Raw genomic sequence first — 18805 nt, 5'->3', positions numbered from 1 at the left:
ATTTAATTATCATGTTTCATTGCTACTTTTTGAAGTAGCTTATTTATTATAACTTCTTAAAAATTCTTTGTCAAGTAAAATTTACAATTTTTTATTTTATTTTACTCTCTTTTTAAGAAGGTTGTCTCAAGCAACAACTTGTATAGTATACAATGGTTTTTATAGGCTGTCAACATTTATTTTAAATTTTTTATAAATTTTTCTAGCTCTTTGTTTGGACTAATTTCATTTGCCTTTTCCAGGTATTTTATTCCCTTTTCTAGGTCTTTTTTGTTTAAATAAAGGATTCCTAAATTGTAGTTTAAGGGATAGGAATTTTCTATTTCAGATAATCCCATCTCTAAAGTTTCTATGGCATCTTCGAATTTGTTTTTAGATGCGTAAAGTGTTGACAGTAAATTTACATTTTCTTCTAATACTTTTTTCTCAATTGATATTTTTGCAAATTCTTCCGCCCCTTCCAGATCTCCTAGATTATAGTGAGTTATGGCCAAGGCATAATAAAATTCTTCATTTTTGTTAAAGTTTTCTGAGATGTCTCTTAATAAGTTTAAAGCTTTGTCATATTCTCCATAGGATAAATAGGTTTTCGCTGAATCAAAGTTCACGCTGTCTCTTATTGTTTCCATTTCTCTTCTTACTTCGTCTTTTAATTCTTCGCTATCTGATAGGTTTATGAACTTTTCAAAGTACATGTTTGCCTTGATGTATTTTTGTAGGGACAAGTTGATGTAGGCAAGTCTGTAATAGGCGAGGCTGTAATTTTCATCTTCATTTAAGACCTCGTTGTATTTTTTTATAATTATATTTAGTAATTTGTCTGCCTTCTCATAGTCATCTTCCAATTCTAATGTGTTGTAGATGGATTCCAATATATTTGCTTCTTTAAAAATTATGTCGGCGTCCCTTCCCTTTACTTCTTCATAGCCCCTTAAAAAAATGTAGGAATCCAAGGGGTCAGCTTCTTGATTTATATATGCCTTGTGCATGGCATAATTTTTTAAATCTATTTGTAATTTTTTTAGGACTTCTCTGTATTTCTCTGCAAATTTAAAATCAGAGTCAATTCCCAAGAGATAGACCATGGCCTCTACAATTTTTTCTAAATTTATCTCCTCTTCTAATTCTTTTTCCTTAATTCCTTCTATAAGATAATCTAGTTTTATGGGAAGTGAAAAACCAGATGGAAGTACAAGTTCGCCAAGTCTATATTCTTCTTTTAAATCTATAAAAACAATATTTTTTAATTTTTTATTTAATTCTTCTTTAAAAAGATTTTCCATTAAATTTCCTCTTTTTTCTAATTCTTATTTGACAATACAATAAATGCTAGCAGATAAAAAATAGGCCTTCAATTTCACTTCATCATTACCAGCATGGAATTTAGTCCATAGGTCTTGCCTTCTCTTCTTGCTGAATGAAGCTCTAAATTATTATAAGTTGACTCCTCTGATATTTCTATATTTTCTCTTCTATTCCTCCATCTAATAAAAGCTCTTTATTTACCTCAACCATGGAAAGGTGCCAAGTGCCTCCAATTTTTTTAAAAAATTTATCTCTATTTTTAAAGTCCTTAAATTCCTCGTAGACTTCTTCGCCAACTTCATAATTTTCTATATCAATACTCGGTCCAATATAGGTGATTATATCCTTTGGGTCTGATTTAAATTCCTTTTTCATTTTCTCAAGGGCCTTTTCTGGAATTTTCTTTTTTGCTCCTCTCCAGCCAGAGTGAATTATGGAAAGAACTTCTTTCTTTTTATCGTAAAGAACTATGGGAGTGCAGTCGGCAAATTTTAAGAGCAGAGCTAGGTTTTTCTTGTCAGTTACCAGTCCGTCTGTGTCCTTAAAGTTTCTGCCGTAGATAAATGTATCTCCATTTTTTCCATTACAATAAGCAATTTTATCTGTATGAGTTTGGATGCAGGAGTAAATTTCATGAGGAGCGATGTCAAGTCTCTTTAATATATCTTTAACATAGTCCTTAACTTTTTCTCCCTCTTTTGCATAGGACAGGGAGTACTCCATGCCACTTATTAGATTTATTATCCCATTCTTTTCTAAAAATTCGGATTTCATCTTATTTTTCCAAGTCAATGTTTAGTATAATTGGGGCGTGATCTTGCCTTTCTCCAGAGTCCACCACCCTTGATTCTTTAACTAAGTCTTTTATTCTATCGCTGACTAAAAAGTAGTCTATTCTCCAACCTGAATTATTTATTTTTGAAGTCTTAACTCTTTGTGCCCACCAAGTATAAGCCCCTTCAATGTCTCCGTTAATATGCCTAAAGCTATCAATAAAGCCTCTATCTAATAAATTTGTAAATCCTTGTCTTTCTTCATCAGTAAAGCCAGCAGACATGTGATTGTTTTCTGGATGAGCAAGGTCAATTTCTTTGTGAGCAACATTGAAGTCTCCGGTAGCAACAACTGGTTTTATCTTGTCAAGTTCTTCCAAGTAGTCTGCGTATTTTTCGTCCCAAATTTGTCTTAGGGGAAGCCTTTTTAATTCATTTCCGGCATTAGGTGTATAGACTTGTGTGAAGAAAAATTCTTCAAACTCTAGTGTAATTATTCTTCCCTCAAAATCCATAGTGTCTGGTGCACCGATTTTAGGAAAAGTCACTATAGGTTCAAAGCCTTTCTTATAAAAAGTCATGTTTCCCGCGTAACCCTTGCGAGCTGGCTCACAAGATGAGACCCAAACATATTCATAATCCCCTAAAATGTCTGACAAGATTTCCTTATGTTTCTTGCTTGGCCCATTATGAGGTAATTTTGTCTCTTGGATGGCAATTATATCTGGGTTTTCATTTTTTATTGTTTCAAGTACAGCTCTCGACATTAGTGCCCTATTTGAATCGCTAGTCAAGGCTGCGTTTAAAGAATCTATATTCCACGAAATTATTTTCATCATTTCCTCCTATTATTTTATTTAAACTTTTTATATCTTTAACTTAAATCCTATCAAATAGAAAAATTTCTATCAATTAAATTTTAAATTTATTTTATTTTTATTGCTACCAAAATTTTTCCATAAAAAAAGACCTGATCAAATCAAGTCTTTTCGTCTATAATTTTTAATTTTATAGTTCGCCCATGTAGGCTCTCTTTCTTCTTGTTGATCCAACTAAAATCCTGTAGAGGTTTCCCCTAAATATTGCATAGACAGCAGTGATTATACTTGCTATTAAAACTTTTATATTGTAAGGGTTAAGTGGGTTCAAATAAGATAGTCCCGTCATTATATTTTCTCCAAGGGGAATATCTACAATTGAATTTGATGAAATCATCATGGCAAAGTCAAAGCCAAGAAGCTGAAGTATGCCAAGATAAATCAAAAATGGTATAGTCCAAAGGAGAAAATTTTCCTTCATAAATTCAAGTGAGTGAGTGTAGGCTGAAATGTAATACTCTCCTCTTATATAAATTGATTCTGCAATTGGGTTTAGTGCAAGTGTAATTAATGCTGGCAAAAGTAAATAAGCCCCATTAACAAAACTTATAGCTGGCACCAAAAGGGAAATTATCATGAGGATAAAATACACTGAATAAATTGATGCAAAGTAAGCCATAAAAGTTTTTGAAAAATTCCTAAAGCTAATTTTGTTGTAGTAAATCAAATCACTTAAAATAGAAAAGTAACTTGATAATATCAAAGAAGTAACTATAGGAATTATAAAACCAGCAAACATACCCAAGCTAGCTCCAACTACTGTGCCAATTATAGTTACAGCAAAAGTATATAATATCCCATACATAAAAGGAAAAATTAAAAATTGTGGCGCCTTTTTTATTTTTAAAAGAGTGTCCTGTCCAGCCTTTTTATAAACTAATTGTAAGTCTTCAAAAAAGTTCATCTCATCACATCTTTTCTGGTGCTTTTATTCCAAGTAAGTCAAGTCCACTTGCTATAACATTTTTAACTGCGTAGCAAAGCATAAGTCTAGTATTCTTTAATTTTTCGTCATCAACTAAAATTTGTGTTTGGTTATAGAATTTGTTAAAGTTCTTTGCAAGTTCTACTGTATATCTTGTGATAAAGTATGGCTCGCACTTTTCACAAGCATCAATTACAACATCAGTGAAGTTGTAAAGACTTCTTATAATATTTATTTCGCTTTCTTCTGTAAGAAGGCTTGCGTCAATTTCACTATTTATGTCGAAGTCGCCCTTCTTTAATAGGGAGCAAATTCTTGCGTGAACATATTGCACATAAGGTCCAGTTTCTCCTTCAAAGGAAAGAGTTTTGTCCCAATTAAATGTGTAGTCCTTAATTCTACCATTAAAAAGTTCTTGGAATTTTATGGCACCAATTCCAACTGCCTGTGCAAGTTCTTCCTTGTTTTCCATCTTTTGACCTTGTTCTTTTTCTCTATCATCAAGAATTTCGCGCACCTTATCAATTGCCCTATTAAGAACATCTTCAAGATAAACTACTTTTCCCCTTCTTGTGGAAAGTGTGCCGTCTTCAAGAGAAACCATGCCGAAGGCAACATGATTAATCTTGTCCCAAAAGTCTTCTCCCATTTCCTTTAAAACTGCACGAAGTTGTTTAAAGTGGAGAGATTGTTGTGTTGCAACAACATAAATAATTTGGTCGGGATTGTAATTTTCTTCCCTATATTTTGCTGCAGCTATGTCTCTTGTCAAATAAATTGAAGTGCCATCAGATTTTACAACAATTGCTGGTGGAAGATCATACTTATCAAGATTTATAATTTCAGCACCTTCTGATTCTTCCAACAAGTTTTTATCTCTAATTTCCTTTATTACTTCAGGTAACATATCAGAGTAGAAGGATTCTCCGTTGTAGGAATCAAAGTGAATGTCAAGCATGTCGTAAACTCTGTTAAATTCCTTTAGAGAAATCTCTCTAAACCACTTCCAAATTTTTACAGCTTCTTCATTTTTATTTTCAAGTTCCTTAAACCAATAGCGACATTCTTCTTTTACTTCTGCGTCTTCTTCTGCAACTTCATTTACCTTTACATAAAGTTTTAAAAGTTCAGGGATTGGGTCATTTTCAATTTCTTCCTTGTTACCCCATGTCTTGTAGGCATAGATTAACATTCCAAATTGAGTTCCGTAGTCTCCCAAATGATTTACTGCCACTGTCTTATAGCCCAAGAAATTAAAAATTCTTTTTAGGGAATCTCCAATAACAGTGGACCTAATGTGACCAATGTGGAAAGGCTTAGCAATATTTGTAGAAGAATAATCTAGGACAATATTCTTTCCCTTTCCTATTTCTGACTTGCCAAAATTTCCCTTTTTGTTTACAGTTTCCTTTAAAATTTCTTCTGTCAAAAGACTTTTGTTGATGTAAAAGTTTAGGTAGGCATTTTTGTTTTCAACTTTTTCAAAATATTTTGACTTAATTTCTCCTGCAAGTTCTTCTGCAATCATGGCAGGATTTTTTCTGTAAATTTTTGCCAAGCGAAAAACTGGAAAGGCAAAGTCACCAAGTTCATAATTTGGTGGCACTTCTACCATTTTGTCAATTTCTTCTGCCTTTAAACTTTCGATTTTTTCATCAAGTATTTTTATTATTTCTTCTCTAAAATTTATCATCTTGACTCCTTACTTTAAGATTACGACAGTTACTCCGTCGCCGCCTTCATTGTACTCCGCATCTTTAAAAGATTTTACTATTTTTATATTTCTAAAATGTTCTCTAAGTTTTTGTCTAAGGACACCTGTGCCCTTTCCATGAATTATTCTAACTGATTTTAGTCCAGAAAGATAGGCATCATCTAAATATTTATCAACAATATCTCTGGCTTCTTCAAAATTTTTGCCTCTTATGTCAATTTCACTCTTGACGCTTGCTGCCTTGTTCTTCAAAATATTTCTCGTGTTGTGCTTGGTTGTGTTCTCTTGAGTATCAATTCTCGTCAAACTTTCCTTTGGCATTTTCATTTTCATAATGCCCGACTGAACTAGGACATTGCCCTTATTATCAGGCAGTTCCACTACTGTTGCAATGTTTCCAAGAGAGGTTCTTACCTTGTCGCCAACTTTTATCTCCCTAATTGGGTTGGAAACTTTTTTGATTTCAAGTTCAGAATCGCTTCTGGAATTTTTTAGACTTTCACGCAAGAGATCCTGAGCCTCTTGTATTCTCTTTGAGTTTTCAGAGCTTATATTGTCTCTAACTTCATTTATTTCAGATAAAATAATATCCACATTTTCTCTTGTGTTTAACAAGAGCCTTTTTGCTTCTTCACGAGATTTTTCTAAAATCTTTTCTTTTTGGTCTTCCAAATTTTTTATCTTTGTTTGAAGTCTCTTATTTTCCTTTTCTAAGTCAAGCTTTTCTCTCTCAAGCTCTTCCTTGTATTCTCTTATCTTAGTCCTGTCCTTGTCAATGGACTTAAGGACATCTTCAAATTCAATGTTTTCAGAAGACAAAAGTTTTTTTGATTTCTCTATAATTTCATCGGGAAGTCCCAAGCGTCTTGAAATTTCAAAGGCGTTAGATTTTCCTGGCACGCCAATTAAAAGTCTATAAGTTGGAGAAAGAGTGTCAACATCAAACTCCATACTTGCATTGGCAACGCCATCTGTTGTGAGGGCATAGACCTTTAGCTGATTGTAGTGAGTTGTAGACATGCACCTGATGTTTTTCTCTAACATAAATTCCATTATTGCCCTTGCCAATGCTGCCCCTTCTGTTGGGTCAGTGCCTGCGCCAAGTTCGTCAAAGAGAACCAGAGAATTTCTCGTCACATTTTTTAAGATGTAAACAATATTTACCATGTGAGATGAAAAAGTTGAGAGGGACTGCTCAATTGATTGCTCGTCGCCTATGTCTGCAAAAACCCTTTCGAAAACTGCAATCTCTGAAGTTTCTTCTGCTGGAATAAGTAGTCCGTACTGAGTCATAAGTGATAAGAGTCCAACAGTCTTTAAACTTACAGTCTTACCACCAGTGTTTGGTCCAGTTATAATTAGTGATGTAAAATCTACTCCAAGATTTATGTCAATGGGAACTGCAATTTTTCTGTCTAAAAATGGATGGTAGGCATTTATTAGGTTAATCCTGCCTTCATTATTTAGCCTTGGCATATTTGCATGATATTCTATGGCAAGTTTCGCCTTGGCAAAGATAAAGTCCAGCTCAATTAATTTGTCTTGATTTGACTTTATTTCTTCAGCCGATTCTGCAAGGAGTTCTGAAAGTTCTCTAAGTATTTTTTCGATTTCAAGATTTTCTTTTATATACAGCTCCTTGAGCTCGTTATTGGCTTCAACAACTGCCATGGGTTCAATGTAGGCAGTTTGTCCAGAGCCTGAAATGTCGTGAACCAAGCCCTTAACTCTCGATTTGTTTTCGATTTTTACGGGCACAACATATCTGCCATCACGAAGAGTTACTAGGGCGTCTTGCAAAAAATCTGCGTGAGAAGATAAAATTCCATTTAATTTATTTTTTATGGAATCCTTTTTTGCCGCAATTCCCCTTCTTATTCTCAAAAGTTCACGAGAAGCGTCGTCGGCAATTTCTTCTTCAGAAATAATTTTTGAATTAATTTCATCTTCAAGGCTTTTTTCAGTGTAAAGGTCTTCGATTAGCTTGTCGATGTAATTTAATTTTATTTCTTCCTCTCTGTTGGAGTCCCTCTTTAAATAAGTTTTAAGTCCCCTTGAAACTCTTAAAAAGTCAGAAACCTTTAAAAGAGATCCGGCGGAAAGAGCTCCGCCAATTTCCACACGCTTGATAATACTTTTTATGTCAACTATGCCAAAAAGCTGTGGCTCTCCCTTTGCCAAAACTAATTTTAAGGCTTCGTTGGTCTCGTTTAGCCTTTCCCTTATCTCAAAAAAGTCTGTGGAAATCTCCACACCCTCGATGTATTCATTTGTAATACTTGCGCTTGCAAGGTTTTTAAGTTCAGCTAAAACTTTGTCAAACTCCAAAGTTTTGCCTGATCTCTTAAAAGAATTATCCACTGACAATCCCCCTATTAATATGTCCCTTAGTCACCTGTTGGTACTTGTCTTCTAATTTCTTTTTTATTTTTTTAAAGTCATCTTCCTGGTAATTTTTGTATAATTTTATAACATCATCTGTAAATTCATCTGCCAAGATAAGAAGGTTCACCTTGTTTTCCAGGAGTTTGTTTACATATCCGTCCAGTAAAATTGGATAGGAATTAAAAATCTCCGTAAAAGTATTTTGTCTTAGGACTTCAAAGTCCACATTTTTCTCATCTCTCAAGAGATAATTTTTATACTTGCAAGTCGGACAGTTTTTCTCATCTCTGCAATTTTTTATGACAGAGAAGGGACAGTGCTTCATAGTCATAACTGGCACTCTGCCGTAGGAAATCACATTTATCTCAGCATCATTCTTGTTTATAATTTTTTGAATTTGTCCAGAATTTAATTCTGGCGAAAGTGTAATAGACTTTAAACCTAAGTCACATAAAAAATCTGATGTGACTTCGTTAAATACATTTAGACCAATGTCGCCATTTATTTCAAGGTCGTCATCCTTAAAAATATAATATTCCGAAAGATTATTTACCCAAATTCCCTTGACATTTTGATTTTTTAAAATATATTCCCTTAAATTTTCTAGTTCATAGTAGGAATAAAACTTATCAAGATAAATTGAAACTTCTCGATTTTTATATTTTTTATTAAATTTTTCTAAGTCCTTGGCACGAATTATTATCTCATCAATATCTTTTAAAGATGAATTTTCCAAATCCTTAAATTTATTGAAAAAGACTTTTATTTTGCTTCTATGGTCTTTATTTTGCCTTTCAAACTTTTTATTTTCTAGTTTATTTTCTATTTCAAACCTATCTATTGAGCTCTCTAAAATTTTATTTTCCAAAATTTTTGTGGCTTCTCTTCTAAGTTCATTGATGGCAGAAATTGGCAAAAAGGCATTGTCCTCTAGGTCAAGGTCAATATTTTTTACGCGGAAAATACTCTCTCCCGTCTTAGAAATATTTTCAATGACTCTTTCTCTATCTAGTCCAGATTTTTTTGCCACTTCAACCACTCTATCAAGCTCAAAATCCCCATATAAGTCCCCAGTTTTTACCTTAATAAGAGGTCTTTCGCCAATTTTTATCCTTAAATCTAGGTCTAAATCTCTTTTGTAGTCAAAATTTTCAATTTTTTCATCAACTTTTTCATAAAGTTTTTTTGAAAAAGTTCTATTTATTTTAGAATTTAAAATTGGAGCCTTAAATAAATTTATCTCATGGGGAATATTTGCCTCATAGAAGGAATTTGACCTCATGCCAAATCTTCCACTGCTAGAAATAAATTCTAGTCCGTCGCCCTCAAATACATCTTCATAAAAAATTACTTTCCCAAAGTTTTTTGTCGCCCCAAGAACTTTTCCAACTTCAACGCCTCTGTTGTCAGGTCTATCAGATGAGATGAAGTCATTTCCAAAGTCGCCATTAAAAAGTCCCTTAGTAAAGCCTCTGTTAAAAACTTGCTCTGTATCTTCTTTGTCCTCTAAACTTAGCTTGCCTTCCAAGGATTTTTTGTAGGAAGATACAACTGTGTAGACATACTCTGGGTTTTTCATTCGCCCTTCAATCTTTAAGGAGTAGCCACCTGCATTTATTATTTTTGCAACGTCATCTAGGGTGTTTAAGTCCTTGGGCGAAATATAATAAAGTCTCTTGCCAATTTTATTTCCATCAAAATCTATAATTTCATAAGACTTTCTGCAAGCTTGGGCACACTCGCCACGATTGCCAGACTTGCCACCAATCATAGACGACATGAGACACTCGCCAGAGTAACAAACGCATAGGGCTCCGTGAATAAAGGTCTCCACATCTATGTCTAGTTCCCTAATTTTTTCAAGTTCAAAAAGAGGAGTTTCGCGAGCAAGGACTACTCTTGTAAAACCCATTTCCTTTAAAAATTTTGCACCGTAAAAATTATTTACTGCCATTTGAGTTGATGCATGAACTTCAAAATCTGGGAAGTTCTTCCTTATTTCCCAAGCTATGCCTAAATCTTGTAAGATAAGTGCGTCAACGCCAATTTCATAGAGCATCTTCACCCTATCCATGGCTCTTTTTATTTCAAAATCAGCAATTAAAATGTTAAAGGTCACATAAATTTTTACGCCTCTTAGGTGAGCGTAGTTAATTGCTTCCCTTAACTCTTCCTTGTTGAAGTTTTTTGCCTTAGCCCTGGCGGAAAATTCGTCATAGCCCAAATAAACAGCATTAGCACCTGCCGATACAGCAGCCCTAAGGGCAGCCATATCACCAGCAGGTGCTAGGAGTTCATATTTACTTTTCTTCATAAAGACTTTCCAGTTCTCTTGTCAAATCAATTATTCTTCTCGATGCATTGTTGTTTTTTTCTTCTAGTGTGGAAATATTTCCTTCAAGTTTTTGAATTTCTTCTTTTAAATCAGTAATTTCTTTATTTTTTTCAAGAAGATCTCTATTTACTTTCCTATTTCTGTCCTCTACATCAAGAGTTTTCTGTTGAAGTTCTCTGAAATTTGTATTTACTTTTTTATTTTCTTCTTCAAAAATTGAAAGTTGCTTCTTTAAATCTTTAATTTCTTCCATTTTCTCAATGATTTCTTTTTTGTCATCGTCTAAATTTGCCAAGTCATTCCTGTCAGACTTCATCTTTTCAAAATCATCTAAAAGGTTTAGGGCGCAGAGCACAAGAGTCTGCACTTGATTCAATTTAAAATTACTCCTTGCAGTTTCCTTGATCTTCATGTCAAGATCTGCTGCAAGCTCTTTAATGTAATCTTCCTTGTCATTACCCTTGACATAAAATTTCATGTCGTCAATAGTGACTTCGATTCTCTTTGTATCGGACATAATAGCCTCCTTAGGATCTTAGTTTAGCCTTAATTTCACTTTCAATCTCAGCAACTATCTTTTCACAAATTTCTGTAACTTCAGCATCTTCAAGAGTTCTGTCGGCTGCTCTAAATACAAGTGAGAAGGCTACAGATTTCTTTCCTTCTTCTATATTTTCACCTTGGTAAATATCAAACACCTTAAAGGATTCTAAAAGTTCTTTGCCATATTTTTTAGAGATTTTCTCAAGTTCAACTGAGTCAATATCTCTATCCATAACAAAGGCAAAGTCCCTCTTCATAGTTGGGTATTTAGGAAGTTCCTTGTAAGTGTAATTGCCAATAGTGTTTTCAACAATTTTGTCAAAGTCAAGTTCTGCTACATAGGCCTTTTTCTTTAGGCCATAATTTTCAAGAACCTTTGGATGAACTTCGCCAAAGACGCCAAGGCTTTCGCCCTTTAAAATAAATTCAGCTGACCTACCTGGGTGCAAGAAGCTAACTTCCTTTCTTCTAACTTCAAGGTCTTCAATGCCAAGATACCACAAGAGCTTTTCAATAGATTCCTTTAAGTAATAAAAATCGCCTAAATCATAAAAGCCAATTGTTAGTTTTAACTTTTCGGCAGGTAACTCACCATCTGTTGGGAAGAAGGTATTTCCAATTTCAAATCCGCCAACATTTTCGTTGCCCCTAACATAGTTTTTGGCAAGGGCATCAATCATAGAAGGCACAATAGTTGTCCTCATAATTGAATAGTCTTCTCCCAGTGGATTTAAAATTCTTATAATATTTTTTTCATCTTCTTTATAATTTGCCTTTTCATAGGAAGATGGACTGACAAAGGAGTAAGTCATAAATTCAGAATAACCAAGACCAATTAAAAGATTTTTGATTCTGTCTTCAACATTTCTAAATCTTGGCTTTCTTCCTACAGTTAATGTTCCCCTTAATTTCTTAGGTTCTACATTGTCGTAGCCATAAATTCTTGCAACTTCTTCTATTAAATCTTCTTCAATGCCTAGGTCAAGTCTCACGCTTGGGATTTTTGCAAGAAGATAATCTTCTTTGACATCAGTTTCAATTTCAAGTCTATTTAAAATATTGGCAACTTCATCTATTGTAAAGTCCACGCCAATTAAGTCATTAACTTTTTGAAGTCTTAATTTTATTTCCTTTGGAGCCTTATCAAAATCTCCCACATCTTTACTTCCGCCAACAACTTCAGCAATGCCAAGCATTTCTGCAAGTTGGCAAACTCTATCAACAGCAGTCTTGGCAAGATTTGGGTCGATTCCCTTTTCAAATCTTGAAGATGCTTCACTTCTAAGGTTAAGTCTTCTTGAAGTCTTTCTGATGTTTTCTTTGTTGAAGTTCGCACCTTCTAAAAGTACATTTACAGTTTTTTCTGTAATTTCAGAATCAAGTCCGCCCATTATTCCTGCAAGGCCTATTATTTCACTGCCGTCAGTGATTAAAATGTCGTCACTTGTAAGTTTTCTTGTTTCGCCATCAAGAGTTACAGTTTCTTCACCATCTTTTGCCATTCTAACTACAATTTTTTTGTTCTTTAGGCTATCTAAATCAAAGGCATGAAGAGGTTGACCGTACTCAAGCATTACAAAGTTTGTTAAATCAACTATATTTGAAATTGGTCTAACTCCTGCTTGCATAAGATAGGCTTGTAGCCAAAGTGGAGATGGTCCAATCTTTATATTTTTAAGAATTTTTGAATAATATCTATTGCAGTTTTCAGTTTCGATAACTATATCGTCAAAATAATCAGAAAAATCATCTACTTCATTTTCTATTTTAATATCATTGTGCTTAGTCTTTAAATCAAAGGATGCAGCAGTTTCTACAGCCATGCCCATGATGCTAAGGCAGTCTGGTCTATTTGGAGTGATTTCAAGTTCCAAAATGTCGCTATCCATAAAAAGAGTTTCCAAGGCAGATTTTCCAATTTCAGTTCCCTCTGGGAAGATAAAAATTCCATTTCTCGCTTCCTTAGGAATGACAGAATTTTCAAAGCCAAGCTCTTCAAGAGAGCAAAGCATGCCATTGGATTCAACTCCACGAAGTTTTCCTTTTTTAATCTTTACGCCACCAGCAACCGTAGAGCCGTGAAGGGCAACAGGGACTATGGCACCTTCAAAAACATTTGGTGCACCAGTAACAATTTGTAAAACTTCATCACCAACATTTACAGAGCAAATAACAAGCTTGTCTGCATCGGGATGCTTTTCTATTTTTTCAATTTTTCCAACTACAATTTTATCTAAACCTTCTGATGGAATAATAACAGATTCAACATGGGACCCAGAATTAGAAAGTCCATCTGCAAGTTTTTTTACATCAAAATCGAAATCAACATAATCTTTAAGCCATTTAATCGGTAATAACATCTCTATCTCCTTAAAATTGTTCCAAGAACTTCTTGTTGTTTTCAAACATCATTCTAATATCTGTAATCTTGTACCTAACCATTGCAATTCTGTCGATACCCATACCAAAGGCAAAACCAGAATATTTTTCAGGGTCAATGCCACAGTTTCTAAGAACATTAGGGTGAACCATGCCACATCCCAATAATTCCATTGACCAACCAGTATAGGCACAAGCCTTGCAACCCTTGCCTCCACAAGATGGACAAGTAGTGTCAACTTCAAGACTTGGTTCAGTAAATGGGAAGTAGTGAGGTCTAAATCTAGTCTTCATGTCTTCGCCAAAGAAGGACTTAACAAAATAATTTAAAGTGTCAATTAAGTTTGCCACAGAAATCTTTTCATCAACAACAAGACCTTCAAGTTGGTGGAACATTGGTGAGTGAGTAGCATCAACTTCGTCAGACCTAAAAACTCTACCAGAACATATCATGCGAATTGGAGCGCCATGTTCCTTCATTGCCCTAATTTGAACAGGAGAAGTTTGCGACCTAAGAATTGTATTTTTGTCAAAATAAAAAGTATCAGACATATCTCTTGAAGGGTGGTCCTTTGGAGCATTTAAAAGATCAAAGTTATTTTCCACAGTTTCGATTTCTGGACCATCGTAAACAGTAAAGCCCATGTGTGTAAATAAATCTTCAAGATCCTCAAGAGTTTTCTTTAGAGGATGTCTATGTCCCAAGATAAGTTCGTCAGTCTTTAAAGTGACATCAATTCTTTCCTCGTGAAGTTTTTCTTCCAAAATTTTGTCATTGATTTCATTTTTCTTTTCCTCAATTGACTTTTCAATAGCTTCACGCACTTCGTTGGCAAGAGCGCCCATAACAGGTCTTTCTTCATTAGAAAGGTCCTTCATACCCTTTAGGATTTGAGTAAGTTCGCCCTTTTTGCCTAAGTATTTAACCTTAAGTTCATCTATTTCTTTAATTGTATTAACTTCATTTAAAAGTTTCATGGATTCATCTTTGATTCCAAGTAATTTTTCTTTCATGTTGACCTCCAATTCATAATATATAATTATATCATAGTTATAAAATTTTTTTAAATAAATTCAATAGAAATTCCCATTTTATCAATATGTAGAGTAACTATAATATAAATTTTAAAAATGGGCATAAAAAAACTGACTGCTTGCGCAATCAGTAATTGGCAGGGGTAGCAGGACTCGAACCCACGACACTTGGTTTTGGAGACCAATGTTCTACCAACTGAACTATACCCCTAGGACAAGTTATATCTTAACAAAGAAATTAGGAATTGTAAAGTTATTTTTATATTTTGTAAATTTTTCCTTGCAAAAAAATGTGCTGGAAAATTTCCAACACATCTCTTTTATTTTTTTAAATTTTCTTCAACTTGGGCGAAAGTTTCTTCTAAAATACCTGAGTTGTCGATTATGACATCTGCTTTTTTTCTCTTTTCTTCAACAGAAATTTGTGAATTTATTTTTTCTTCTGCATATTCTCTTGAAATGTCGTCTCTATCCATGAGCCTTTTTGTCTGAGTTTCTCTGTCAACATAAACAAGCCAAATCTCGTCAAAGTCAAGTCCATACTTCTTATTTACATCTTCATTTTCAAAGAGAAGGGGTATGTCAACAAAGACGAGATCTTCTTTGCCCCTAATCTTTTTATTTATCTCTTTGTAAATTTCTGGATGCATTATGTCATTTAGTTTTTGGCGGTGAATTTTATTTGCAAAAATAATTTCAGCCAGCTTTTTTCTGTCCAGCTCCTCATTGATGTAAAGGTCGTCGCCAAAGACTTTTTTGATTTTGTTTTTTACAGATTTATAATTTGCCACATCTCTTGCAATTAAATCTGCGTCAACTACCTTTATGCCCTTGCCCTTTAAATATTTTGAGACCTGAGATTTTCCCGTTGCAATAGATCCAGTAAGTCCAATAATTTTATTTTGATTCATAGAGATTTACTCCAGTGTTCATATCAACAGAAAGTTTTACATTTAAGTCAACAGAATTTTCCATTAAGTCCTTCATAATTTTTTTAACTTCTTCCACTTCATCTTCTGCAGCGTCAACAACAAGTTCGTCGTGAATTTGAATTATTAGTTTGGACTTTAAATTTCTCTTTTTAAGTTCATTATAAACTTTTACCATGGCAATTTTTATAATGTCCGCTGCAGAACCTTGGATTGGTGTGTTAAGGGCAATTCTCTCGCCAAAACTTCTTATGTTAAAGTTCTTAGCACTAAGCTCAGGGATGTATCTCCTCCTCTTAAAAATTGTCTCAACATAACCCTTCTTTTTGCCTTCTTCAATTTCCTCTGACATATAATTTTTTATTCCCACAAAGTGTCCCAAATAATTGTCGATGTATTCCTTGGCAGCCTTTCTCGATATATTTAAGTTTTGTGAAAGTCCGTAGTCAGAAATTCCGTAGACTATTCCAAAGTTTACAGCCTTTGCCTCAGACCTTTGAAGGGCAGTTACATCGTCATAGTCCACATGGAAAACTTCTGATGCAGTTTTTCTGTGTATGTCCAAGCCATGTTTAAAAGCATCAAGCATTTCCTTGTCCTTTGAAAGTGCAGCTAGGACACGAAGTTCAATTTGTGAGTAGTCGGCGTCCACTAAAACTGAATTTTCCGATGCCAAAAATGCCTTTCTAATTAACCTTCCCTCTTCAGTTTTTATTGGAATGTTTTGAAGGTTTGGCTCAGTAGATGAAATTCTTCCCGTTGCAGTTACTGTTTGCATAAATCTTGAGTGAATTCGGTTGGTCTTTTTATTTATAACAGCCTTTAGTCCGTCAATGTAAGTTGATTTTAATTTAGAAAATTTTCTGTAGTCTAAAATATTGTCAATGATTTCGCCCTTGCCGCGAAGTTTTTCTAGAACATCGGCAGAAGTTGAGTAGCCCGTCTTTGTCTTTTTAATCACCGGAAAGTCCATCTTTTCAAATAAAATCACGCCCAACTGTTTTGGTGAATTGATGTTAAATTCTTCCTCAGCTTCTCTATAAATTTCTTCTTCCAAATCCTTTAGCTTTAAAGTAATTTTCTCGTCAATTTCATCAAGGACAGCCTCGTCAGTGTTGATGCCCACATATTCCATGGAGGCAAGGACTTCAATTAGTGGCAGCTCCATGTCCTTGTAAAGAGAGGTCATCTCTTCTTCTTCAATTTTTTCTCTTTGAAGACCTTCCAATTTGTAAATTGTATTTAACATAAAGGCAAAATATTTAAATAGGTCATCCTTATCTAAGCCTGCATAAGTTTTTTTCTTTGCCCCTTTGCCCAAGAGGTCTTCCTCATCCATATAGCCATTCTTAAAGTAGTCCATGGAAATTTTATTTAAGTCGTAGTCGCTTTTTGTAGAATTTAAAATATATTCAGCTATAACCACATCGTGGCAGTAATTTTTTATGTCCATGTCAAGATCCATTAAGATGATTATGTCTTCTTTCATGTCGTAGCCAAGTTTTTCTATGCCTTCATCTTCCATGACTTCCTTTAGCTTCTTAAAATCAATATTTCCCCAAGAAATGAAATTCACAAGGTCATCCTTAATTTTTAGGGCAAGATAAATTGGCTCTATACCTTCATAAATTTTGCCATCAGAAATAAATTTAAAGGCAAGGGACTTTTCATCTCTCGCTTTTTCTATAAAGTCATCTAGGTTTTTTATTTCCTTAAATTTAAAATTATCTTCGGAAATTTCCTCCACTTCTTCTTTCCTATACTCTTCTGGAAGTCTTGCAAGCATGGAATTAAATTCAAAGTCACGATACATCCTTGAAAGATTTTCATAATCGTAGTCCACTTTTTTGAAGTCATCTAAAGACTCTTCAATTGGCACATCTCTTACAATTGTCCCCAATTTTTTGCTCATAAAGGCAGACATTTTGCCCTCAATTAATTTTTCCTTTAGCTTTTTAGCGGTAACATTTTCAATGTTTTCGTAAAGATTTTCAATGTTTTTAAACTCTTTAATTAGTTTCAGTCCAGTTTTTTCTCCTATACCATAAATTCCTGGAATATTGTCAGATTGGTCCCCCATAAGTGCCTTTAAATCAATAAATTCATGAGGCTCAAGTCCATAATTTTTCTTTAGGCTCTCAACTGTTATGATGTCCATTTCAGTTATGCCCTTGCGAGTTAAGAGGACCCTTGTCTTGTCATTTACAAGTTGGAAATAATCCTTGTCGCCAGTTAAAAGATAAGTTTCAAAATTTTCTTGGCTGGCAAGTTTTGAAAGAGTGCCTGCGATGTCGTCTGCTTCATAGACAGGTGATTCCAAAATTTTTATATTCATCAAGTTTAAAATGTCTCGGACAAGAGGCCATTGTTGTTCAAGTTCATTTGGAGTCTTTTGCCTAGTGCCCTTGTAGTCCTTAAAAATGTCAGACCTAAAAGTTTTACCTTTCATGTCAAAACAAACTGCCACATGAGTAGGATTTATCTTCTCTATGGCATTTTCCACCATCATGACAAAGCCGTAAATCGCATTTGTGTATAGGCCCCTCTTAGTTTTTAAAAGAGGGAGAGCGTAAAAAGCTCTGAAAAAAAGTGAACTTCCATCTATAATTAAAAATTTATTATCCATAAAAAACCTCCTTACTACATTATAACAGAGTTTAAAAGAAAAAATTTGCAAATAAAAATCCCCTAATCATTTTGATTAAATCTTATGATCAATCAAGTCTTTATATAATTTTTTCTTCATAACATTTTTATTATCCAAAATAAAAATAAAAGTTTGTCAAAAACCTAATTTATTGCTGATTGCCTTTAAAAAGGATATAATACATTTATGGAAAGAAATTTATTGGATACATTAAAATATGAAAAAAACAATAAAATAAGCGGCGGAATTTATCACAAATTACAAGTTGAATTTACTTATAATTCCAATCATATTGAGGGAAGTAAATTAAGTGAAGAGCAAACTAGACTAATTTTTGAAACTAATACAATTGGTCTTGATGATGCTAATAGTTCTTTAAATGTTGACGATATAATTGAAACCCTAAATCACTTTCAAGCTATTGATAAAATTATTGACTTATATGATGAAGCTTTAACAGAAGAATTTATTAAAAATCTTCACAAAACCTTAAAGTCTGGAACAAGTGATTCAAAAAAAGACTGGTTTAATGTTGGAGAATATAAAGCATATCCCAATGAAGTTGGTGGTTATGATACAACTTTACCAGAAGATGTGGCTCATGAGATGAAAAAACTTTTGGCCTCCTATGAGAAAAGGGAAGCAAAAACTATTGAAGATATAATTGACTTTCACTACAAATTTGAAAAAATTCATCCCTTCCAAGACGGAAATGGCAGAGTTGGTAGATTAATAATCTTAAAAGAATGCCTAAAGAATGGTCTTGTTCCCTTTATTATTAGTGACGACTTAAAATTTTTCTATTACAGAGGACTTTCAAATTATAAAAAAGAGAGAGAATTTTTACTTGACACTTGCTTATCAGCACAAGATAGGTTTAAAACTTATTTAGATTATTTTAAAATTTCATACGATAAATAATAAATTATATAAGGGAGGCTTGACCTCCTTTTTTGG

13 protein-coding genes and 1 tRNA gene are annotated in these 18805 nt (G+C 33.7%); 1 reads left to right on the top strand and 13 read right to left on the bottom strand.

The window, feature by feature from the left end; genetic code table 11:
- Window positions 1-176 precede the first annotated feature (176 nt).
- The 13 genes from HMPREF2801_RS03925 to polA form a co-directional block, all read right to left on the bottom strand.
- A complete protein-coding gene (locus HMPREF2801_RS03925; RefSeq protein WP_070610649.1) occupies window positions 177-1283 on the bottom strand; it encodes a tetratricopeptide repeat protein in 1107 nt (368 codons plus the stop codon).
- A gap of 175 nt (window positions 1284-1458) precedes the next feature.
- Entirely contained in the window at window positions 1459-2079 is a 621-nt protein-coding gene (locus HMPREF2801_RS03920; RefSeq protein WP_246829968.1) for a purine nucleoside phosphorylase YfiH/LACC1 family protein, read from the bottom strand.
- Between the two features lies 1 nt (window position 2080).
- Entirely contained in the window at window positions 2081-2914 is an 834-nt protein-coding gene (locus HMPREF2801_RS03915; RefSeq protein ID WP_070610648.1) for an exodeoxyribonuclease III, read from the bottom strand.
- A gap of 172 nt (window positions 2915-3086) precedes the next feature.
- Window positions 3087-3860 (bottom strand): hypothetical protein, encoded by a 774-nt coding sequence (locus HMPREF2801_RS03910; protein ID WP_070610647.1) that lies wholly within the window; start codon window positions 3858-3860, stop codon window positions 3087-3089.
- Window positions 3861-3864: 4 nt separating this feature from the next.
- Window positions 3865-5574, bottom strand: a complete 1710-nt coding sequence (gene argS, locus HMPREF2801_RS03905; RefSeq protein WP_070610646.1) for an arginine--tRNA ligase — start codon at window positions 5572-5574, stop codon at window positions 3865-3867.
- 9 nt (window positions 5575-5583) lie between these two features.
- A complete protein-coding gene (locus HMPREF2801_RS03900) occupies window positions 5584-7956 on the bottom strand; it encodes an endonuclease MutS2 (RefSeq protein WP_070610645.1) in 2373 nt (790 codons plus the stop codon).
- Window positions 7949-10294, bottom strand: coding sequence for a U32 family peptidase (locus HMPREF2801_RS03895; protein ID WP_070610644.1), 2346 nt, complete (start codon window positions 10292-10294; stop codon window positions 7949-7951). The genes HMPREF2801_RS03900 and HMPREF2801_RS03895 overlap by 8 nt, the downstream gene beginning before the upstream one ends.
- Window positions 10281-10832: a cell division protein ZapA gene (zapA, locus tag HMPREF2801_RS03890; protein ID WP_070610643.1), complete on the bottom strand. Its 552-nt coding sequence runs from the start codon at window positions 10830-10832 to the stop codon at window positions 10281-10283. Before zapA ends, HMPREF2801_RS03895 begins: the two co-directional genes overlap by 14 nt.
- Window positions 10833-10842: 10 nt before the next feature.
- The gene (gene pheT / locus HMPREF2801_RS03885; RefSeq protein WP_070610642.1) at window positions 10843-13218 is read right to left on the bottom strand and encodes a phenylalanine--tRNA ligase subunit beta; all 2376 of its coding nucleotides are present in this window, start codon (window positions 13216-13218) and stop codon (window positions 10843-10845) included.
- A 10-nt stretch (window positions 13219-13228) separates the two neighbouring features.
- Window positions 13229-14251 (bottom strand): phenylalanine--tRNA ligase subunit alpha, encoded by a 1023-nt coding sequence (gene pheS / locus HMPREF2801_RS03880; protein WP_019125808.1) that lies wholly within the window; start codon window positions 14249-14251, stop codon window positions 13229-13231.
- 156 nt (window positions 14252-14407) lie between these two features.
- Window positions 14408-14483 (bottom strand) — tRNA-Trp (locus HMPREF2801_RS03875).
- Window positions 14484-14592: 109 nt separating this feature from the next.
- Entirely contained in the window at window positions 14593-15183 is a 591-nt protein-coding gene (gene coaE / locus HMPREF2801_RS03870) for a dephospho-CoA kinase (protein WP_070610641.1), read from the bottom strand.
- Complete coding sequence (polA, locus tag HMPREF2801_RS03865; RefSeq protein WP_070610640.1) at window positions 15170-17827, bottom strand: DNA polymerase I; 2658 nt, start codon at window positions 17825-17827, stop codon at window positions 15170-15172. Before polA ends, coaE begins: the two co-directional genes overlap by 14 nt.
- A gap of 207 nt (window positions 17828-18034) precedes the next feature.
- Here polA and HMPREF2801_RS03860 point away from each other — a divergent pair, with 207 nt between their 5' ends.
- Window positions 18035-18769, top strand: a complete 735-nt coding sequence (locus HMPREF2801_RS03860; protein WP_070610639.1) for a Fic family protein — start codon at window positions 18035-18037, stop codon at window positions 18767-18769.
- Window positions 18770-18805 lie beyond the last annotated feature (36 nt).

It is taken from the genome of Peptoniphilus sp. HMSC062D09, from assembly GCF_001811425.1.
Taxonomy (GTDB): Bacteria; Bacillota; Clostridia; order Tissierellales; family Peptoniphilaceae; genus Peptoniphilus_A.
The sequence above is the reverse complement of the archived record's forward strand: the minus strand, read 5'-3'. Positions and strand labels throughout refer to the sequence as shown.